The sequence below is a fragment of the Soonwooa sp. genome (genome assembly GCF_030151385.1).
GTDB lineage: Bacteria > Bacteroidota > Bacteroidia > Flavobacteriales > Weeksellaceae > Soonwooa.
The window spans coordinates 1-18,286 of the sequence record NZ_JASLDS010000040.1 but is presented as its reverse complement, the minus strand read 5'-3'; the positions used below and the strand labels follow the sequence as shown (position 1 = coordinate 18,286).

The 18,286-nt window shown below is 35.2% G+C and carries 11 protein-coding genes; 4 read left to right on the top strand and 7 right to left on the bottom strand.

Annotation, left to right across the window (positions count from 1 at the left end):
* Window positions 1-1,330: 1,330 nt before the first annotated feature.
* From Q1V95_RS06765 to Q1V95_RS06735, 7 genes are all read right to left on the bottom strand, one after another.
* Window positions 1,331-1,660: a VanZ family protein gene (locus tag Q1V95_RS06765; protein ID WP_300672018.1), complete on the bottom strand. Its 330-nt coding sequence runs from the start codon at window positions 1,658-1,660 to the stop codon at window positions 1,331-1,333.
* A 28-nt stretch (window positions 1,661-1,688) separates the two neighbouring features.
* On the bottom strand, window positions 1,689-2,066 hold the full coding sequence (gene gcvH / locus Q1V95_RS06760; RefSeq protein WP_300672016.1) for a glycine cleavage system protein GcvH: 378 nt from the start codon (window positions 2,064-2,066) through the stop codon (window positions 1,689-1,691).
* Between the two features lie 155 nt (window positions 2,067-2,221).
* A complete protein-coding gene (sprA, locus tag Q1V95_RS06755) occupies window positions 2,222-9,280 on the bottom strand; it encodes a cell surface protein SprA (RefSeq protein ID WP_300672020.1) in 7,059 nt (2,352 codons plus the stop codon).
* 80 nt (window positions 9,281-9,360) lie between these two features.
* Complete coding sequence (gene ruvA, locus Q1V95_RS06750; protein WP_300672014.1) at window positions 9,361-9,945, bottom strand: Holliday junction branch migration protein RuvA; 585 nt, start codon at window positions 9,943-9,945, stop codon at window positions 9,361-9,363.
* Window positions 9,946-10,078: 133 nt separating this feature from the next.
* The gene (locus tag Q1V95_RS06745; protein WP_300672012.1) at window positions 10,079-12,364 is read right to left on the bottom strand and encodes an NADP-dependent malic enzyme; all 2,286 of its coding nucleotides are present in this window, start codon (window positions 12,362-12,364) and stop codon (window positions 10,079-10,081) included.
* Window positions 12,365-12,421: 57 nt separating this feature from the next.
* A complete protein-coding gene (locus Q1V95_RS06740) occupies window positions 12,422-13,288 on the bottom strand; it encodes an ATPase (RefSeq protein ID WP_300672010.1) in 867 nt (288 codons plus the stop codon).
* A gap of 57 nt (window positions 13,289-13,345) precedes the next feature.
* Window positions 13,346-13,603: a hypothetical protein gene (locus Q1V95_RS06735; RefSeq protein ID WP_300672008.1), complete on the bottom strand. Its 258-nt coding sequence runs from the start codon at window positions 13,601-13,603 to the stop codon at window positions 13,346-13,348.
* Window positions 13,604-13,956: 353 nt separating this feature from the next.
* On the opposite strand from Q1V95_RS06735, the gene Q1V95_RS06730 reads away from it, so the two are divergent.
* From Q1V95_RS06730 to Q1V95_RS06715, 4 genes are read left to right on the top strand one after another with little or no spacing between them, the layout of a single operon-like run.
* Complete coding sequence (locus Q1V95_RS06730; RefSeq protein ID WP_300672006.1) at window positions 13,957-14,415, top strand: GtrA family protein; 459 nt, start codon at window positions 13,957-13,959, stop codon at window positions 14,413-14,415.
* Between the two features lie 7 nt (window positions 14,416-14,422).
* Window positions 14,423-15,160: a lysophospholipid acyltransferase family protein gene (locus Q1V95_RS06725; RefSeq protein ID WP_300672004.1), complete on the top strand. Its 738-nt coding sequence runs from the start codon at window positions 14,423-14,425 to the stop codon at window positions 15,158-15,160.
* A 28-nt stretch (window positions 15,161-15,188) separates the two neighbouring features.
* Window positions 15,189-16,955, top strand: a complete 1,767-nt coding sequence (locus Q1V95_RS06720) for an MFS transporter (protein WP_300672002.1) — start codon at window positions 15,189-15,191, stop codon at window positions 16,953-16,955.
* Entirely contained in the window at window positions 16,936-17,994 is a 1,059-nt protein-coding gene (locus Q1V95_RS06715; RefSeq protein WP_300672000.1) for a DUF3810 domain-containing protein, read from the top strand. The genes Q1V95_RS06720 and Q1V95_RS06715 overlap by 20 nt, the downstream gene beginning before the upstream one ends.
* Window positions 17,995-18,286: the final 292 nt, after the last annotated feature.

The following is an 18,286-nucleotide window of genomic DNA, read 5'->3' as shown; positions in this document are numbered from 1 at the left end:
CTTGGTTGTTATATTTATGTCAATGATCTCTTTTCTTTTCGCATCCTCGGCTTCTTTTATTCTGTCATCTTTCTGCCGATTTGCGAGTGCAAAAGTAAAAACTTTTTCCGACCTACGCAAATGTTTTTAAAAGTTTTTTTTCTCAAACACCCTAAACCCATTTACTAAATCTAAATCTAAGTTTTTTAATATCTTCTGCGCTTGCTTGTCATTTCTGATTTGCGAATGCAAAACTAAAAACTTTTTCCGAATCTCGCAAATGTTTTTTTCAAGTTTTTTTTCTTAACCCGAAAAGCATTTGTCTCGTTTCTGTCATTATCGTCTCTAGTAACTTCTGCGCTGCTAACCACTTCTGATTTGCGAGTGCAAAAGTAGCTCCTTTACTCCTCCCAATCCAAACTTTTTGTAAACTATTTTTTAATTTAACTTTAACTAGCTTGTTTTCAGAGGGGTTTATTTTTGATTTTAGATTAACTACAAAAGAAAACAAAAGTTTACACAGAGTTTTATATTAGGTTATGAAAGTAATTTTTATCACAATGAAAAATTAAGATTTTATCTTTCATCCTGCTTTTAAGAGAAACTAAGGTGCAAAGCTTATTATAAGAAAGACAAAGTTTGCTCGTGTAGATAAGTTTAACCACAAAAGCGAACAAAAGAGATACTTCAATTATTTTGGAAATCTCAAAATCGTAATTCAAAAATCTAAAATCAAAGGATTATCGCAAGGCGAAACTAAGGTTTTTATTTATCACTCTGCTTTTGAGATAAACAAAGGCACAAGTTTATATATGAAAAACAATGTTTGTTTGTGTAGATAAGCTTAATTGCAAAAGAGAACAAAAGCTTTGTGTTTTTTTTGAAGTATGAAATTGACTTCGTCGAACCTCTTCGTTAGGTTTCTTCGCTATGTTCTGAATCACATTCTTCAAAAATGAAAACAAATTTTATCGCAAAGCGAAACAAAGATTTTTATATGTCGCTCTACTTTTAAGAAAAACTAAGGCGCGAAGCTTATAATAAGAAAGACAAGGTTTAGCTGAAGAGATAAGTTAACCGCAAAAGGGAACAAAAGATACGCAACAATGAGTTTTGGAAATTTAAAAAAAGTCGTAATTCATAAATCTAAAATCGTAAATCAAATAATTATCGCGAATCTGCAATAGGGATGGAAGCGGCATCCTTGGAGCGAAGCGAGGCGGCGGTGCTTCGGGATGCGTAGCGACCGAAGCATAGACGACCGAGCGAAGCTTCCAAGATACAGCGGACAGCCCGACCGAGCTAGCAAAGACTCAGCATTGTGCGAGGATTGCCCGAAAAAAGGAAAAATTTAGTTTGGTAAATATTTACAAATAATCTTGTAAACAAGAATTGCTAAACTAAAACCCAACATATCTGCCACTACATCTAAAACTTCTAATGAGCGCCCAAATCCCATAGTTTCTTGAAGAATTTCGGTTAGCAAGGCATAGGCAAATCCTATTAATAAGTAGGTGGACCTTTTTAGGTTTGGAAAAGATACTAAAAGGCAAAAGCCTAAAAAGCCAAAAATGCTAAAGTGCAACACTTTGTCAAAACCAGGAAACATAAAAGAGTATTCTTTGTTTTCAAGACCTGGTCGAAGTAGCATATAAGTAAGAAATGCCCAATAAATGGGCATTATATATTTTCGGAATATGTGTCTGTACTTATCCAACGATAGCTTGGTAATCTTCTGCTGATAATAATGAAGAAAGATCTGCTCCGTCTTTTAGTTGCAATTTGATAATCCAACCATCTCCGTATGGATCTGTGTTAAGCAATTCTGGCTCGTCTTCAAGTTTTTCGTTGAACTCGATAACTGCACCTGCAACTGGTAAGAATAAATCTGAAACTGTCTTAACAGCTTCTACGCTTCCAAATACATCACCTGCTTCTAAGTCATCATCTACTGTGTCAACATCAACAAATACGATGTCACCTAATTCGCTTTGTGCAAAATCTGTAATTCCGATTGTTGCTACGTTGTCTTCAAATTTTACCCACTCGTGGTCTTTCGTGTACTTTAGTTCTGCTGGTGTATTCATTACGATTTATTGTTTGATACAAATTTAATTAGATTTTCCATAAGGCACAAGATAATTTTAAAAATATAAATAATCTAAATAAGCCTCTAAAAACCTCATCATAAAAAAACGCACAAGAATTGTCTGATGCGTTTTCTATTTTTTAAATATGAAAATTAGAAGCCTCCTCCTGCTCCACCAAATGTGAAGGTCGCTGTAAGACCTGCTCTTACTGTTGACAATGGGAAAGCTGTCGAAATCTTATACTTTGTAACCATTTGGTCATAGAAGAATTTCAGGTTGAAGTTTTGCGACATATTATAGTCTGCAGATAACTTCAGGGTCAATAACTTTTGACCTCCTGTTACTTGAGAATCGTCAATCAAGATATTTGTAATTCTTGTTCTGTTATCTCTCAACGCAACATCAGCTCTTAGGTTAAGATCACTCTTAATATCTCTTGGACGTCCTTTGAAATTAATTTTCAATTTTAGATCTTTTAAGATATAACCATAACCAATCACATATTCTGTACCGACATCTTCTGTTAATGTGTGGTTAATTAATCCTAACATATAAGCTCTATCTCTGTTGTATGAAGCACGGAACTGCATATTGTTACGCATCGTCACATCGATACCAACTAATGGATAGAACTGCTCTGCATATCCAACTTGAGCAAATGTATAAGGATTAATATAATTGTTGTTAACATCTCTATCTCCCGAAGTACCTCTGTTGAAGTAATCGATATTAGACTGTACACCTGCCATTGTATAAGTCGATGTATAGCTATGTAAAATATCAAACTTAGAGAATTGACTATTGACAATCGGAAGATTTTTCAGTCCACTATATGTTAGCTTCCAGTTAGGCACAGGGAATCCAGATTTTCTTACATTACCCAATTGTTGTGGTGACTTACCTTCAAGTGCAGCTTTAAATGCTGGAATTAAAACATAAGCATTAGAAATATCATAACCATCAGCATATCCTGTTCCCGTCGGAGCTCCTCCTAATTGTTGCGAAATAATTCTAGCATTTTCTTTAATCTTATTATAAATCGTTGCTCCATCCGTAAATGCTGTGTTAAATGTCCACGCTGTATTAGAGTGCGTTATCATCTCCGAACCGAAAGAGAAATTAGGATCTGGATTAACATTGAAACCAGTCTGCATAAAATTACGGTTGTAATTTTGCAACACGTTGAAGTCAATTCTCAAATCATTAACAGGCATTACTTGTAAGTTAGCTGTCAAATTTCGATTTGTCATCTCGGTATAAGCATCTGTCATATAAGCAGAGTTAGAAATCCAAGATCTCTCAATTGCCAATCTACGAATATCCGCTTGCGAACCAAATAAGAAACCTATAGTTGGACCTCCCAATGTTTGACCAACACCATAGAAATTAGGTGCAGATAACAAACCTGGCAATACAATACCATTGTTCTCATTAAAGTTAACATCCAACTGCTTAATCGATGTTAAAGCATAAGCTACTGCTTGGAAAGGTGACAACTTGTTTTTAAACTTATAAGCTTTAAACTCTTTCTTTTTACCTTTCTTAAGGAAGTTTTGCGAATATACATTGTTAAGTGAGTCAATCTCTTGCTTACGCTTAGACATTGTTTCTGTAATTTTTTGGAAGTACTTGAACTTACCTAAAAACTTCGGAATGTCCACAGTTGATGTTGCAAGGATTGTGTTGGTGTTTTGTCCAACGTTACCAAGATTTTCAATCGCACCAGTTTCTGGATTTTGGAAGTTACGAAGTGCCGAAGATCTCGCATTCCAGTTATATTGGAAACTATAACCCAATTCTGCATTGATAAAATCCATATAAGGTAAATACTCAAACGGCAAACGATAGTTCAATTGTACTCTATGGTTATACTGCACTGGACGTCCTGCTCTGAAAGGATTCCCAAAAATGCTACTTGTATTCATATCATACACAGAAAGATTATCATTAAGTGTTCTTGTTTCAGAATTAACTTCCATCTTTAAAGATTTCGTGAAGTTAAATCCTAAACTATATTGCCATCCGAAGTAGAATGTTCTGTTACGGATAATATCCGAATTATCTATATTTCCGTTAATTACAGCATCAATATTTCTGAATTCAAGTTCGTTATAATTTCTATCCAACATAGTTCTGAAAGACAATCTTGTTGGTACTGGATTGAAGTTAACTTCTTTAATCCATCTCAGATATTTGTATGACTTCGCTGTATCACTAACCATCTTGTTAAATGGACGCAATACAAATGGTTTGAAGTTATAGTTATACTCAATTGATCCTTTCAGATACTGTCTGTAATTACGTTTCGTATAAATATCACGGTAGTAGTCATCATTATAGATTGTTGTCAATGACAAGTTTTCTACATCATAGAATTTCGGTTTTTTGTTAGGATTCATACGATCTTTACGCATGTTAACAACTCCGATGCTACGTTGCTGACTGTAAGTTCTCACCACTTTTTTAAGATCAGCTTCGTTAGGCGACTTACTTAACTGTACATCGTTATCTAGTGGATTGTACTTTGGATCCTCAATTGTTTGTGTATACGAGTAGTTAAGAGGAATCTTCATTCCTACTTTCTCAGGAAGGAATTTATCCATATTAACTGTCGTATTAATACTAAATGTCGAATTAGCGGTTTGAGATCTTTCAGATGGTTTTTGGTCAATAGCTCCAAAGCCAACTGATGAATAAGCTGCATTCGCATTAACCAAAGCAAAATCTCCTAAGTTAAAGTTAAGTGAAGCATTTCCTGCATAACCACCTTTATTTTCAATCTCCGAAAGACGAATTTCGTCAACCCAAAGAACTAAATCTTTTTGCTGACCAGCCATCATACCACGGCTTCCAACATTTCCATTCGTATTTCTAACCCCGAGCATTAATGTAGTCACGTTACCAAGACTAGGACGTCCTTTTACATAGATTTTTTTATTATCTCCATCTGGTTTATAATCTGGATATTCATAACGAAGATCGTTTTTGACACCAGGTGCATTGTTTTTAACCAACTCATCACGCTTCATTTTTGCGTTTACAAATTCTTCAATAGCAAGAAGAACTTGGTTTTCTGTTGGCCAAATATCAAGTGGTGAAGTTGCGTTTTGCGCAGTATACTTTAATGAGGCTTCATATTCGTAATAGTTGTCTGTAGCATCAGAACCAAAACGAATAAAGAATTTAGCATCTGGATCCACGCTTGTGTTCATTACATTTTTAAGATCTTCTGCGTGAACAAATAATTGTAAATTCTTATAACGACGCATATCCAAGTTAGTGTTTTTGAATACTCCTCTAGCTTCACGTCCTAAATTACCAACCTTCATATATAATGAGGATTCGTTTTGTCTTTGTGCACCAGCATTGCCACTTAATACTTGTCTTTCAATACCTGGAGGCAAAACATAAGGTGGTTTGCCTAATGCATTTTCTTCCAAGTTAACACTTCCTACATCGAATGTACTAATGTTGTTAATTGTTTGCCCCTCATTAGCATCATCAGCACTGTTGTTGTAAGCTAATCGATTGGTATATTTTCTCCAATCTGATCTTACTAAATCGAATGTACCAAATCTTAAAGTAGACGTTTCTTCAAAACCTTTAAGAATCATTCTTGCAAATCTTACATTGTTAAGAATTGCTGGATCAGCATTTCCTCCCATTGATTTGTCATCAAACTGAGAAACCGGTACTCTGAATAAATACCATTTAACTTTTGACGTTTGCCCGTTTTCAAACTTAACATTAACTTCTTTGATGTCAACAATTTTGTTAGTACCATCAAGAACTAATTTGTCTCTGCCTAATTCAATTGTGTATTGGTTGTAATCTTCACTTTGATCTAAGTTATAATCTCTGTTGATATCTTCTGCATCTGGTAATTGTGTTGCAACTTCCAATGTATTGGCTTGCGAGTTACCTTGTGGGTTACGGAAATAACGGTAACGGTCAATCAACGAAGATGCCATTGCACCTTGGAATTTATCTGACATATAAAATACAAAGTTATCCGATGCTGGATCCAACTCATTAGTTACAGGATTGGTAAATGACACACCAAACTTCGCTGCTTCCATTTCGTCATTAAGACCATCGTAACCCAAATCTTGTTGTGCTCTTTCGTCACCTTCAGTTGAGAAAGCATACAAAATTGGGAATTGTGTTGGTTGTGCTCCCCAATTAGACTCTGTTGTTTGTGTTGGGTTAGACGTTGTTGGCATACCATTTTCATAAAGAAGTTTTCCATCTTTAAGAACATCTTCTGACACATTACCTAATTGCAATAGTAACTTTGGATTTGCTCCAAGATTGTTACCATCAGCATAAGGATCCATCATCCAAAACTCAACATACTCAATGTTAGAATTAACAAAGTTAGAAACACCAATTGCTCTCATTAGACCTCCCCAACGCATATTAGCAGGTTCATCTAATGGATTCACGTTATATGGTCCTCTTTGATTTGGGTAGAAACTAACATCAAAAGTTGTCAACATCGTTTGTTCACCCGCAACAAAATCTCTTTCGTTATACAATTCGGACATCATAACACGACGCGAACGGTGATTAGATAATACCTGAGCATTAATGCCGTTTGGTGCTTTACCTCCAACACCATAGAATCTTGGGTCAATATTATACCATGATGTCAATCCTCTTCCATAACCATTCTTTATATCATTATCAATACCAGCATCCGCAAAAAGAGGGTCTGTTTTGTTAAGTTCAGGTTTCGAAGCAATTGCCCACAAACTTGGCTCCTTTAAAGAAATTTTTGAAGTCGTTTGTTCAAAATCGTCGATATAGGATTGGTTGTTAATTCCTTTACTTTGACCTGGTATCAAATAAGCAGCCTCTGCTTTAAAGTTCAAATTAGATGGCGCTTCGGTATTAACAAATGGAATCTTATCTGTTAATCTTGTTAAGAATGGCAATTCATTATTATATAAAATATTGAAACCTGCCATTGTATTGTTAACAGCTTCTTGACCGAAGTTCACTTTTTGCGTTAAAGGTCTTTCGCCATAATTTACTAAAGTTGCACCTACTGTCAAATGGTCGTTGAACTTACGCTCCAAATTAAGTCCCAAGAAACTCTTTCTTTGGGTGTTGAACGTCATTTGATTTTCCATTGAAATATTAATCGCTTGTCCCGATTGCTTAACTTGCTCGTTAATAATCGTAACTGTTCCCAACATATAATCAACGGTATAATCTACACCTTCTGTAAGTTGTACGCCATTCGCAGTAACGCGAACAGAACCTTGTGGCACGTTAATAGCGCCCATCGAGATACCTTGACCTTGCGCACCTTTGTAGCGACCTTCAATTGTATATCGTTGTGCCAAGTTACTTTGCTTAGCTACTTCTTTTAATTTGGTATAAAGATCTGTATAGACATATTGTGTTGGATCTGCACTACCAATTTGGCTTGCCATATACTTACCAAATGGCTCAACCTTCGTAAAGATTAATTTTCCTTGCTCTGGCTCAATGGTAATACCTGGCACAAAGTCAAAAATACCATCACCATAGACACCATTTTCTGCTTGGACGTCATTGTTAAGGTTCAATCTATCCCAGTTAAGCGTCTTTAGTAGATTCATCTCTGGAGACGTAATTCCTGGTAAATAGTTTAGTTTACCTCCAGTTGTATTATCACGATAATAAACATTCAACATAAAATTATCATGTTGAATCTGGTTCGCATTCATCGGATAAATATTCTTCATCATCAAGTCCCACATTGGAGATGTGGTTCTAACCGTTGTATTAGACTTGATCATCTTTGTTACCAACACAGAACTTTCTTCAGAAAATTCCCCAACTTTATAGACTTGGTCAGATCCTGCAATCGTATATGAATACGACACTGCTAAAAATTGATTATCATTTAATCTTTGATTAAGGGAAATATAACCTAATTGCGGATTGAATTTATACTCTCCAGGATTCAGTCGCTTTGCTTTTCTATTGAAAATAAAGTTTTCGCCATCCACATATGGTTCTGTTCCGCCTTGTGCATTTGGTAAACTTTGACCATTAATAGTATTATAAGCGGTACCAACATCACGTAAACCAGCTCCCAATCCAGCAACAGCACTGTACAATCCATTTTGAGCATTACTAGGAAAGCCTCCTGGACCATCACCTAAATCTCGAACCGCAACAATACTTTTTTGATCTTGAAGATTTGCTGAACCTTGATCCAATACCCAAACTTCAAGTCGCGTTACATTTATTCTTGTGCTAAGAGTCGGATAGTTCTGTAAAGTTGTATCATAGTTATCGTGGAAGTAGTGTCCTAAAAAGTAGTGCTGGTTATCTTCATAATCAAAAGCATTAATCTTAAAAGTACTAATTGCGCCACCACCTTGCACCACAATATTTCGTGCTTCACCTTGTTGTTGCGAAAACACAAAAGTACCAGTCGTCTTACCCAACTGGAAATCTGTTTTAAGACCAAAAAGAGATTGCGCGCCACGAATCAAACTTGTGGAAAGGGGCATACTAACATTACCAAATTCTACTTTTTTGATAACTTTATCTTCGCCACCTGTGGTTTTATCATCCAGACCTTTGGATTGTAAATCCTTCCAAGATCCTTTTGCTTGCCACATCAAGTTCATTCGGTTCTCGAATGCAAAACCACTTTGCGTATCGTAATTGGCTTTTAACTGCAAATTCTCACCAACTTTCCCCGTTAATCCCAACTGCATTCTTTGTTGAATGTTAATCGTAAAATTGTTTCGGTTCTGTGGTAAGATCAGTGGATTGTCAATTTTTTGTAAAAGAACACCCAAGTCAAAAGAAGCATAACCCTGAGGAATTAACTCAATTTTGTTACTCCCAAAGATGCTTTCAAAAATTTTGTTTCGAATGGTGATACTTGGCAGAAGCCCTTTCTTCTTCGCATCACTTTGATCTTTTCTGTTTGCAAGATTATTGAGATCCGATTTTTCTTGGAAATATGATTTCAGCTGATTTTGCAACATATAATTACGATATTGCTCAAAGGTCATCACCAAAGGATTCCCAACAGTTGTGTTTCCAATTTTCGGATACAAATAATAAATCCCCTCTTTGACATCATAAAATGCCTCGTATCGAATAGGACTTGCTAAATTAAAATGGTTTCTGATATTGACACTATCATTTGGTTTATCTTGTGCCGCAACTTGTACGCACCCGATTAATACCAACAACAATGCAAAAATCTTCTTAAAGTAAAACTCTCTCCTCACTATCTTCTCTTTTTACATCTGTATTATTTAAACACAAAAAAATGTTAAATGTTTTTCAAAATTTCTTTCACTAATTCTTCCACTGTCATCTCTGGATTATTCTTCAGTTGTCTGTCCGCAATCTTCTCCGACATTTTCTTAGAAATACCCAAAACCTCTAAAGCAGTTAACGCTTCATCTTTAACTTTATTATTCAAAAGCTGAGAATTATTTTCTACCGAAACACCAAATTTAGCCACCTTATCCTTTAGATCAACGATGATACGTTCGGCGGTTTTGGTACCAATACCTTTCACTTTTTGCAGGATAACACTTTGACCATTTTGGATAGCTGCAGCAGTCTCTTCTAAGCTAAGTGATGACAACAAAATAAGCGCAGATACTGCTCCTACTCCATTAACACTAATTAAGAGATTAAACATTTCCTTTTCCAAAAGTGTGTTAAAACCAAATAACAAATTGGCATCTTCACGTATTATCTGTTGTGTATAGATTTTGTGGTGCGCGCCCAGCTTCAACATTTGTGAAGTCTGCAAGCTAATTCCGACATAATAACCAACGCCAGCAACGTCTATCACGACATAAGTTGGTGCAAGCTCCTCAACAATTCCTTTTAATGAATAAATCATAAGTTAAAAACAATTCGCTAATATATTAATTCGAAACGAGAATTAAAAAATCTTGTTAAAATTGATAAAAATTCTTAATAAAAAAAGCGAAACCTAGGTTCCGCTTTTGCTATTTTTTGAAAATAATTAATTCTTATTTTGCTTGTCTTCTTTGAGCATCCAAAACTGCAATTGTTGCCAAATTAACGATTTCGTCAACGCTAGAGCGCATTTGCAATACATGCACTGGCTGTTTTAACCCCATCAAAATCGGACCTACAACTTGCGCCATCTTCATCCCACGAATAATTTTGTAAGATAGATTTGCACTTTCTAGATTTGGGAAAACAAAAACATTGGCTGGTTCTGTACCCAATTTTGAGAATGGATAATCACTCAAATGGTCACTATTCATTGCAAAATCTGGTTGTATCTCACCATCAACAATCATTTTTGGGAATTTTTCATGAAGAATTGAAACTGCTTTAGCTACTTTTTTCGAAGTTTCAGAAATTGCAGCAAAATTCTCAAAAGATAACATTGCAATTCTTGGTTCGATTGCAAAAGTCTTAACCGTCATTTCTGACATTTTCGCGATATTCACCAAATCCTCAGAAGTTGGATTTTGGTTAATTGATGTATCAGCGAAGAAAATTGGTTTTTTCTCCGTCAAAATCATCATCATCGCAGCAACCTTATCAACGCCTTTATCTTTTTCGACAACTTCTAAAATTGGTTTTAAAACCGAAGAATAGTTTTTAGAAAAACCAACGATCAAGGCATCTGTATCACCATGCTTCAACATCAAAGGTCCGAAATAATCTCTTTGACGTACAAAAAGTTTCGCCTTGTACTCATTCATCCCTTTACGTTGACGAAGCTTCCAAAGTGTCTCACGGTATTTAACACGGTTTTCTTCCTGATCATCGTCCATTGGATCAACAATCGGCACATCGATGTTAATGTTATATTTTTCCATTTGTTGCTTGATGAATTTCTTCTCACCCAACAAAATTGGTTTTGCAATACCTTCTTCCAAAAGAATTTGAGCCGCTTTCAGAACATTATATTCTTCCGCATTCCCCAAAGTTACACGCATCGGATTAGACTTCGCACGACTTTGCATCATACGGATTAGACGTTCGTCACGTCCCATACGATCCAACAAGTTATTTTCGTATTCTTCAAAATCCGTAATTGGACTTTTCGCAATACCACTTTCCATCGCCGCTTTTGCAACCGCCATAGAAACTCTAGTTAAAAGACGACTATCAAAAGGTTTTGGAATAAAGTAATCTCTTCCAAAATGCAATTGTTTGATATTATAAGCCAACTTCACAACTTCTGGCACTTGCTCTTTTGCTAACGCAGCTAACGCACGTACAGCAGCCAACTTCATCGCCTCGTTAATGCCAGTTGCTTGTACATCCAAAGCACCACGGAAAATATATGGGAATCCTAAAACATTATTTACCTGATTAGGAAAATCGCTTCGTCCAGTTGCAAGGATGACATCTTTTCTAGTTTCAACAGCTAAGTTATAATCGATTTCAGGATCTGGATTTGCCAATGCAAAAACAATAGGATTGTCCGCCATGCTCAACAACATTTCTGGTGACATCACATTTCCTTTTGACAAACCAACAAAAACATCAGCACCTTTCAACGCATCTTCTAAAGTTTCGATGTCAGTTTGTGCGATAAAATCAATTTTCTCTGGTGTTAGATTTGTTCTTTTATGATTGATAACACCTTTGGAATCGCACATCAAAACGTTTTCTTTTGTAAGACCTAAAGCCACATAAAGTTTTGTACACGCAATGGCTGCAGCACCTGCTCCATTTACGACAACTTTAACATCTTCGATTTTTTTATCCGCAATTTCTAATGCATTAAGCAAAGCCGCCGCCGAAATAATCGCCGTTCCATGTTGATCGTCGTGCATCAAAGGAATATTTAATTCTTCCTTTAATCTTTGTTCGATATAGAAAGCTTCTGGCGCTTTAATATCTTCTAGGTTAATTCCTCCAAAAGTTGGCGCAATACCTTTTACAATTTCAATGAATTTATCTGGATCTTTTTCATCAATCTCGATATCGAAAACATTGATGTCAGCAAATATTTTGAAAAGAAGACCCTTGCCTTCCATAACAGGTTTTGAAGCTTCCGCACCAATATCTCCAAGTCCAAGAACTGCTGTTCCATTAGAAATAACCGCCACCAAATTACCTTTGGCAGTGTAGTCGTATACACTTTGCGGGTTATTATGGATTTCCATACAAGGCACAGCCACACCTGGCGAATAAGCCAAACTCAAATCTCTTTGCGATGAGTGCGGTTTGGATGGTACAACTTCAATTTTTCCTTTGGGTTCAGCTTTGTGATAATCTAAAGCTGCCTTATTGAAAGCATTTAAATCTTTTTGATTCTGATTCGACATTCTAATTTTTTTAATTAATTAAAAAATTCCCTTCTACAAATATTATTTAAGCCAAACTTAGGGTAAAAGTTTTGGCAAAATATAGTCACGGTGGTAGTTAACAAGGTTCTCAATTGGACGTTGTACAATATCGCCCACCGTAAAATGAAACTCTGCCGCAGCTGCTCTTAATATATCTTCGAAAAAATACGCGATTGATCCGATGAAGTTAAGCTCGCTGCTACGACATTCTTTATAAGGAAGCACCTGAAATTCTAAAAAATTTCGAAGTTCTTTATATACGAATTGTTGAAAATATGGATGTGTCTTTCGGTCAACAATAAACCTTGTAAAGTCTGCAAAATAAGCATTAACACGTGGATTATGGTACATATTCTGTAACAAATCCTCTATATTAAGTTGATAGATTTCGGCAAATTGTTGATGCAAATCTGGAGGTAATTTTTTCATAAAGAAATGACGTACCAACTGCTTACCAAGAGAGCTGCCGCTGCCTTCGTCACCGATCAAAAAGCCTAATGATGGCAATTCGGTTTTCAAAGATTCCCCATCAAAATAGCAAGAATTGGAACCCGTTCCCAAAATACATACAATCTCTGGATGACCACGATACGCTGCATAAGCTGCCGCAACAAGATCTTCCTTTGCCGTGACATAAGCACTGGTAAATACTTTACTTAGTTCACGTTGTACAATTTCACGGTTTTTGGGCACGCCACAACCAGATCCATAAAAAAACAAATGCTTGATATCTTTAGCAATAGACATCAAGGCTTTGTTATTTTCGACCTCAGGCGCAATAAGTTCTGGTGAGATAATATTGGGATTAAAACCAATGGTTTCTGTCTTAAAGACCTCTTTACCATCATGTTCTAGAATAACCCAATCGCATTTAGTAGAACCTCCATCTACAATTGCAATCATAAATTTTATAAATAAATTAGGCCTGTAAAAGTAGGAAATTATTCTGTAAATAACAGATTAGGCTTTCGTATCTATTGGTGTGATATTCGTCAGCCAATTATTAATTTCTTCTTCTAGGTATTCTGTTTGCAATTGTATAGCAGTAATAAAGTCGTCCGGCACCGATGTTTTCTCGTCATTCTCTAGCTCCCACAATTCGTCGGACATTAGTTCGTACTCCGAATAGATTCTTTTAAAAGTAGAATTATTCTTTTCAAGTTCCTCAATCCGTTTCAACTGAGGCTGAAATTTTCGGTAATTTGGACGTTTTTTCATAATTTCAAAATATTGTATTGTGTATATATTGTTGGAATAATGCGCATCTACAGATTAAAAACACAAACAAATCCACAAATGCGATATTCTTAGAATAAAGATACATCAATAACATTAATATCAAAATAAAATAACATTTTTTAATACTTTTTTAAAATAATTATCATTTTGCAACTTTTTCAATATCACTGAAAACCATTATTTATCATAGTTTTTTGTTAAAATTTGAGTAATAAAAATGCTTTATCAGTAGTCATTTTTCCAGAAGTCTTATCAATACGATATTTTCTTCTATGTTAAACTTCTGAAATCTGTTTTAATATTTTAACATTAAAAGTATAAATTTGCACCGCATGAAAGAATTACTTTTAAAACAAAAACAAGTTTTGTTTTTTATCATCGCTGGAGGTTTGAGCGCCATCGTAGAGATTGGCAGCTTCAAGCTATTTAGCACCAGTCTTCCCAAAGCATTTCCTTGGGAGTATAATTTATACGGTGTCAAATTTCCACTCAGCAATGTTCTTTCAACTTCTTGCGGTATTTTCACCAACTACTTTTTGAGTATTTGGTTTGTATTTGAGCGCGGAAAATATTCTAAGAAAAAGGAATTTATGTACTTTATGATTGTTTCGTTTATTTCGACGATTTTAAGTTTGGCATTATTCCAAGTTTTCTACCATTACGTATTTACAAGTTATTTTAGCATCAAAATTTTCACATTCTCACCAGAGATGATTAGTAAAATCGCAGCTATTGTAACTGTCTCCGTCCTTAACTACAGCATCAAAAAGAAAGTGATTTTTAATGGATAATTAAAGAATGACAGCATTTCTCAATATACTTTGGCGAATTTGGATGATCATTATTGGTTTGGTTTTCACCATTACCATAGGACTTCCCGTTTACCTTTTATCATTTAGAAAAAGTCATTACCGATATTGCTACTTCTTTATTCGACTTTGGGCGTATTGCATGTATTACGGAATGGGCATGCGTTACAAACGTATCAATCTTTCGAAGCAAAAAATCGACAAACACCAACAATATGTATTTGTATCCAATCATACTTCGATTATGGATATTATGTTGATGTTGATTTTGGTGCCCAAGCATCCACTTTGTTTTGTTGGTAAAAAAGAGTTGGTGAAAATCCCAATTTTCGGAACCATTTATAAAAGAGTTTGCGTTATGGTCGACCGAAATAGCGCCAGAAGTCGTGCCGATGTCTACCGTCGTTGTGCTGAAAAAATGCAGGAAGGTTGCAGTATTGTCATTTTCCCAGAAGGTGGTGTACCAGACGACACTTCCATTATTTTGGACGACTTCAAAGATGGCGCATTTATTTTGGCGACAAAACACAATTTTTCTATTGCTTCTTTTACGTTTGTTGGACTAAAAGAAATGTTTCCATTTAATAATAAAAAAGGACATCCAGGTTGTGCGAAAGCTTATTTTAATGGCATTTACGAACCAGACTTATCAATGTCCGAACTAAAATCGGCTGTGTATAAGGATATTAAAAATGTTTTGAACGAGTATTATATTATTAATAAATAATTATATTTGTTTAACATATTTTTATTAAATGAGTCAACATAATGAGCAAACCAAATGGTCACAATTTTTGTCCTTGGTTATTGTATTCTTCTTTTGGGGTTTTGTAGCAGCAAGTAATGATATCTTGATCCCCGTTTTCAAAAAATGGTTTGTATTATCTCAAGTTCAGTCACAATTAGTAGCGTGGGCATTCTATGTTGCCTATTTTGTTGGCTCGGTAATCTTTTTCATTATTTCTCTTAAAAGTGATATTCTACAAAAATTTGGTTACAAAAAAACCTTAGCTGTAGGACTTACAATTTCCGCTATTGGTGCATTTTTATTCTTTCCAGCAGCAGCTTCAGCCAACTTTTGGTTTTTCTTAACAGCTTTATTTATTGTTGGTTTAGGCTTTTCAGTTCAACAAATTGTCGCCAATCCGCTCGCTATCAAAATGGGAAGTGCTAGCACTGGCGCACACAGACTAACTTTAGCTGGCGGAATTAACTCCCTAGGAACAACCATTGGTCCAATCCTTATTGGTCTTGCGTTGTTCGGAACGGGAAATAAAAGCGAGCCTTTACCTGCCAATCTTACGAAAACCCAAACTTTAGTACACGAATACAAAACATTAAAATCTGAGCTAGAAACTAATATTCTTGATTTAGAAAAAGATGGACAAGTTGATTTAACCGAAAAAGCAACCACCGAGCAAAAGGTTAAAACACAAATTTCTGAATTAAACACAGGACTTTCTACATTAGAAACTGGCAATAATCTAAATGATGAGCAACTAAATGTTTATTCAAAAAAATTGGATGACATCAAAAAAGAAGCATCTAACACATTATATCCGAAAGAGTTCGTAAAAGCAAAACTTAGCACCGTAAAAGTTCCATTTTTGGTTTTAGGTATTGCATTTATTTTGGTGGCGATTTTTATGTTATTTTCTAAAATCGAAGATCCTGCCAAAGAAGAAGAAAAATTAATTGACGAAGGTTCAGCAAAATTCCGAATTACAAAATACCCACAACTTGTTTTAGGAATGATTGCGATTTTCCTATATGTTGGTGTTGAAGTTAGTATCATCAGTAACCTTCCTGCATTGCTCCACACAAGAGAATTTGGTAGCGTTTTGGAAAACAACATCGCACCTTTCATTTCATTATACTGGGGAAGCCTTATGATTGGGCGCTGGAATGGAGGAATTAACGTATTTAACACAACGAAAGCCGTTAATCTACTTCTAAAAATCCTAGTACCTTTCATTGCATTTGGCGTTATTATTTTTGCAAACACCATGAGCGGTAAAGATGTAAGCTCGTTCTACATCTATCCAATTTGGATTGCGATTTTTATTTTAATCAGTTTTATCGGAGGCAAAAATGCGGGAAAAACATTAATGATTTTCGGCGTTGCAGGAATCATCATGATGCTCTGCGGGTTATTCTATCCTGATAAAAATGTGGCTAAATACTTTTTAATATCTGGTGGACTTTTCTGCTCGATTATGTGGCCTGCAATTTTCGACTTAGCAATCGCTGGTCTTGGTAAAAACACAGGTAAAGCATCTTCATTCCTTATTATGATGATTCTTGGTGGTGGTATTATCCCTCTTGTACAAGGTGCTATATGTGATATCGACAACAGCGCATCTGGGCAAGGTGGTATTCTTGGAATGACTTTTACACATTTCTCTTACATCATCCCTGCACTTTGCTTTTTGTATCTGGCAATTTTTGGCTATATTACACCTAGAATTCTAAAAAAACAAGGTGTAGAATTAACCGAATCTAATGAAGCAAGCGCACACTAAATCATCTATAAATAAGAAAATATTAATTTGGGCAGGCCTTTGGTTTGCCCAAATTTTTGTTTTTTACCTATTCTCAAAGTCAGATACAATCATAAAAGCTTTCGGAGATTTTTATGATTTGCAAAAGTCGATTCATCAAAAAATATTCGCTTGGTCAAACTTCTCCGTAGGAGATATTTTTTATATCATTTTAAGTCTTTGGCTAATATTTACTCTGTATTTGTCATTTAAAAAAGGTTTAAAATCTCAAATAACCAAAATTTTAATATTCGTAAACATAATATATTTTACATATCAAATTCTTTGGGGCATGATGTATTTTCAGAAACCGATTATAAAAGTCAATCCTGACGACAAAATCCCTATTGAAAAACTAAAAGCCTTATCTGTAAAATACCTTAAGGCTTGCATTGCTCTTCGAGAAAATTTACCAGAGGATGAAAACGGAATCTATGAGATTAAAAACATCGAAAGCATTAAAAAAAGTATTATTGAATCCCAATCGCAAATACCATTAAAATTCAATACTAAACCGACAACAAAAGTCATTGACATCAAACCAAGTCTTTATGGCAAAGTAATGAGCTTAACAGGCATCTTGGGATATTACAATCCATTCACTGCAGAAGCGCAATATGATGCAAATGTTCCTGACAACAATAAAGCCTTCACACTTTCACACGAAGCGGCGCATCAACTCGGCTATGCACGCGAGCAGGAAGCGAGCTTTATAGGCTTTTTAAGCTGCATACATTCTAACGACAAGGATTTGGAGTATTCGGCGAAATTATATGCTTTAAAAAACATTTTAGGAAGTATCCAGCAATCTGATCCAAAATGGGTTAACCAAATCTTGTCTCAATACTCTCCAAAAATGAAAAAAGATAGAGAAAATGAAATCGCTTTTAGACAAAAAAATGAAAGTTGGCTAGGAGATTTCTTTGGTTGGACTAATGACCTATTTCTAAAATCCAATAGACAAGACGGAAGTATTACGTACAGCTATTTTATCTACCTTCTACTCTACTATGAAGCATAAAAAAGAATCGTATCATGGATACGATTCTAAAAACACAAATGATGAAAAAAAATTTATTGCCTTTGCTTCGCACTACTGCTTTTCTAAGGCGTGGTAAATGTATAACATATAATTTAATTAAGCAAACCTTTAAACAAATATTTTTACAATTTATGGATCAGTCCTAAAACCAGGGGAGGGTTTTGAAAAAAGCATAAATTTGTGATATGCTAAATGAGACAGAATTACTTAAATTATTACTGCCCGAATACCTAATCAATCACTTTGAGATAGTAAAGTTCGAAGAAAAAGA

What these genes read in the sequence shown, in the direction of transcription:
- ruvA (WP_300672014.1), bottom strand. Translation starts at nt 9,945, where the DNA reads ATGATTTATTCATTAAAAGGAATTGTTGAGGAGCTTGCACCAACTTAT.
- gcvH (WP_300672016.1), bottom strand. Translation starts at nt 2,066, where the DNA reads ATGAATACACCAGCAGAACTAAAGTACACGAAAGACCACGAGTGGGTA.
- Q1V95_RS06720 (WP_300672002.1), top strand. Translation starts at nt 15,189, where the DNA reads ATGAGTCAACATAATGAGCAAACCAAATGGTCACAATTTTTGTCCTTG.
- Q1V95_RS06740 (WP_300672010.1), bottom strand. Translation starts at nt 13,288, where the DNA reads ATGATTGCAATTGTAGATGGAGGTTCTACTAAATGCGATTGGGTTATT.
- Q1V95_RS06765 (WP_300672018.1), bottom strand. Translation starts at nt 1,660, where the DNA reads ATGCCCATTTATTGGGCATTTCTTACTTATATGCTACTTCGACCAGGT.
- Q1V95_RS06735 (WP_300672008.1), bottom strand. Translation starts at nt 13,603, where the DNA reads ATGAAAAAACGTCCAAATTACCGAAAATTTCAGCCTCAGTTGAAACGG.
- Q1V95_RS06725 (WP_300672004.1), top strand. Translation starts at nt 14,423, where the DNA reads ATGACAGCATTTCTCAATATACTTTGGCGAATTTGGATGATCATTATT.
- Q1V95_RS06730 (WP_300672006.1), top strand. Translation starts at nt 13,957, where the DNA reads ATGAAAGAATTACTTTTAAAACAAAAACAAGTTTTGTTTTTTATCATC.
- Q1V95_RS06715 (WP_300672000.1), top strand. Translation starts at nt 16,936, where the DNA reads ATGAAGCAAGCGCACACTAAATCATCTATAAATAAGAAAATATTAATT.
- Q1V95_RS06745 (WP_300672012.1), bottom strand. Translation starts at nt 12,364, where the DNA reads ATGTCGAATCAGAATCAAAAAGATTTAAATGCTTTCAATAAGGCAGCT.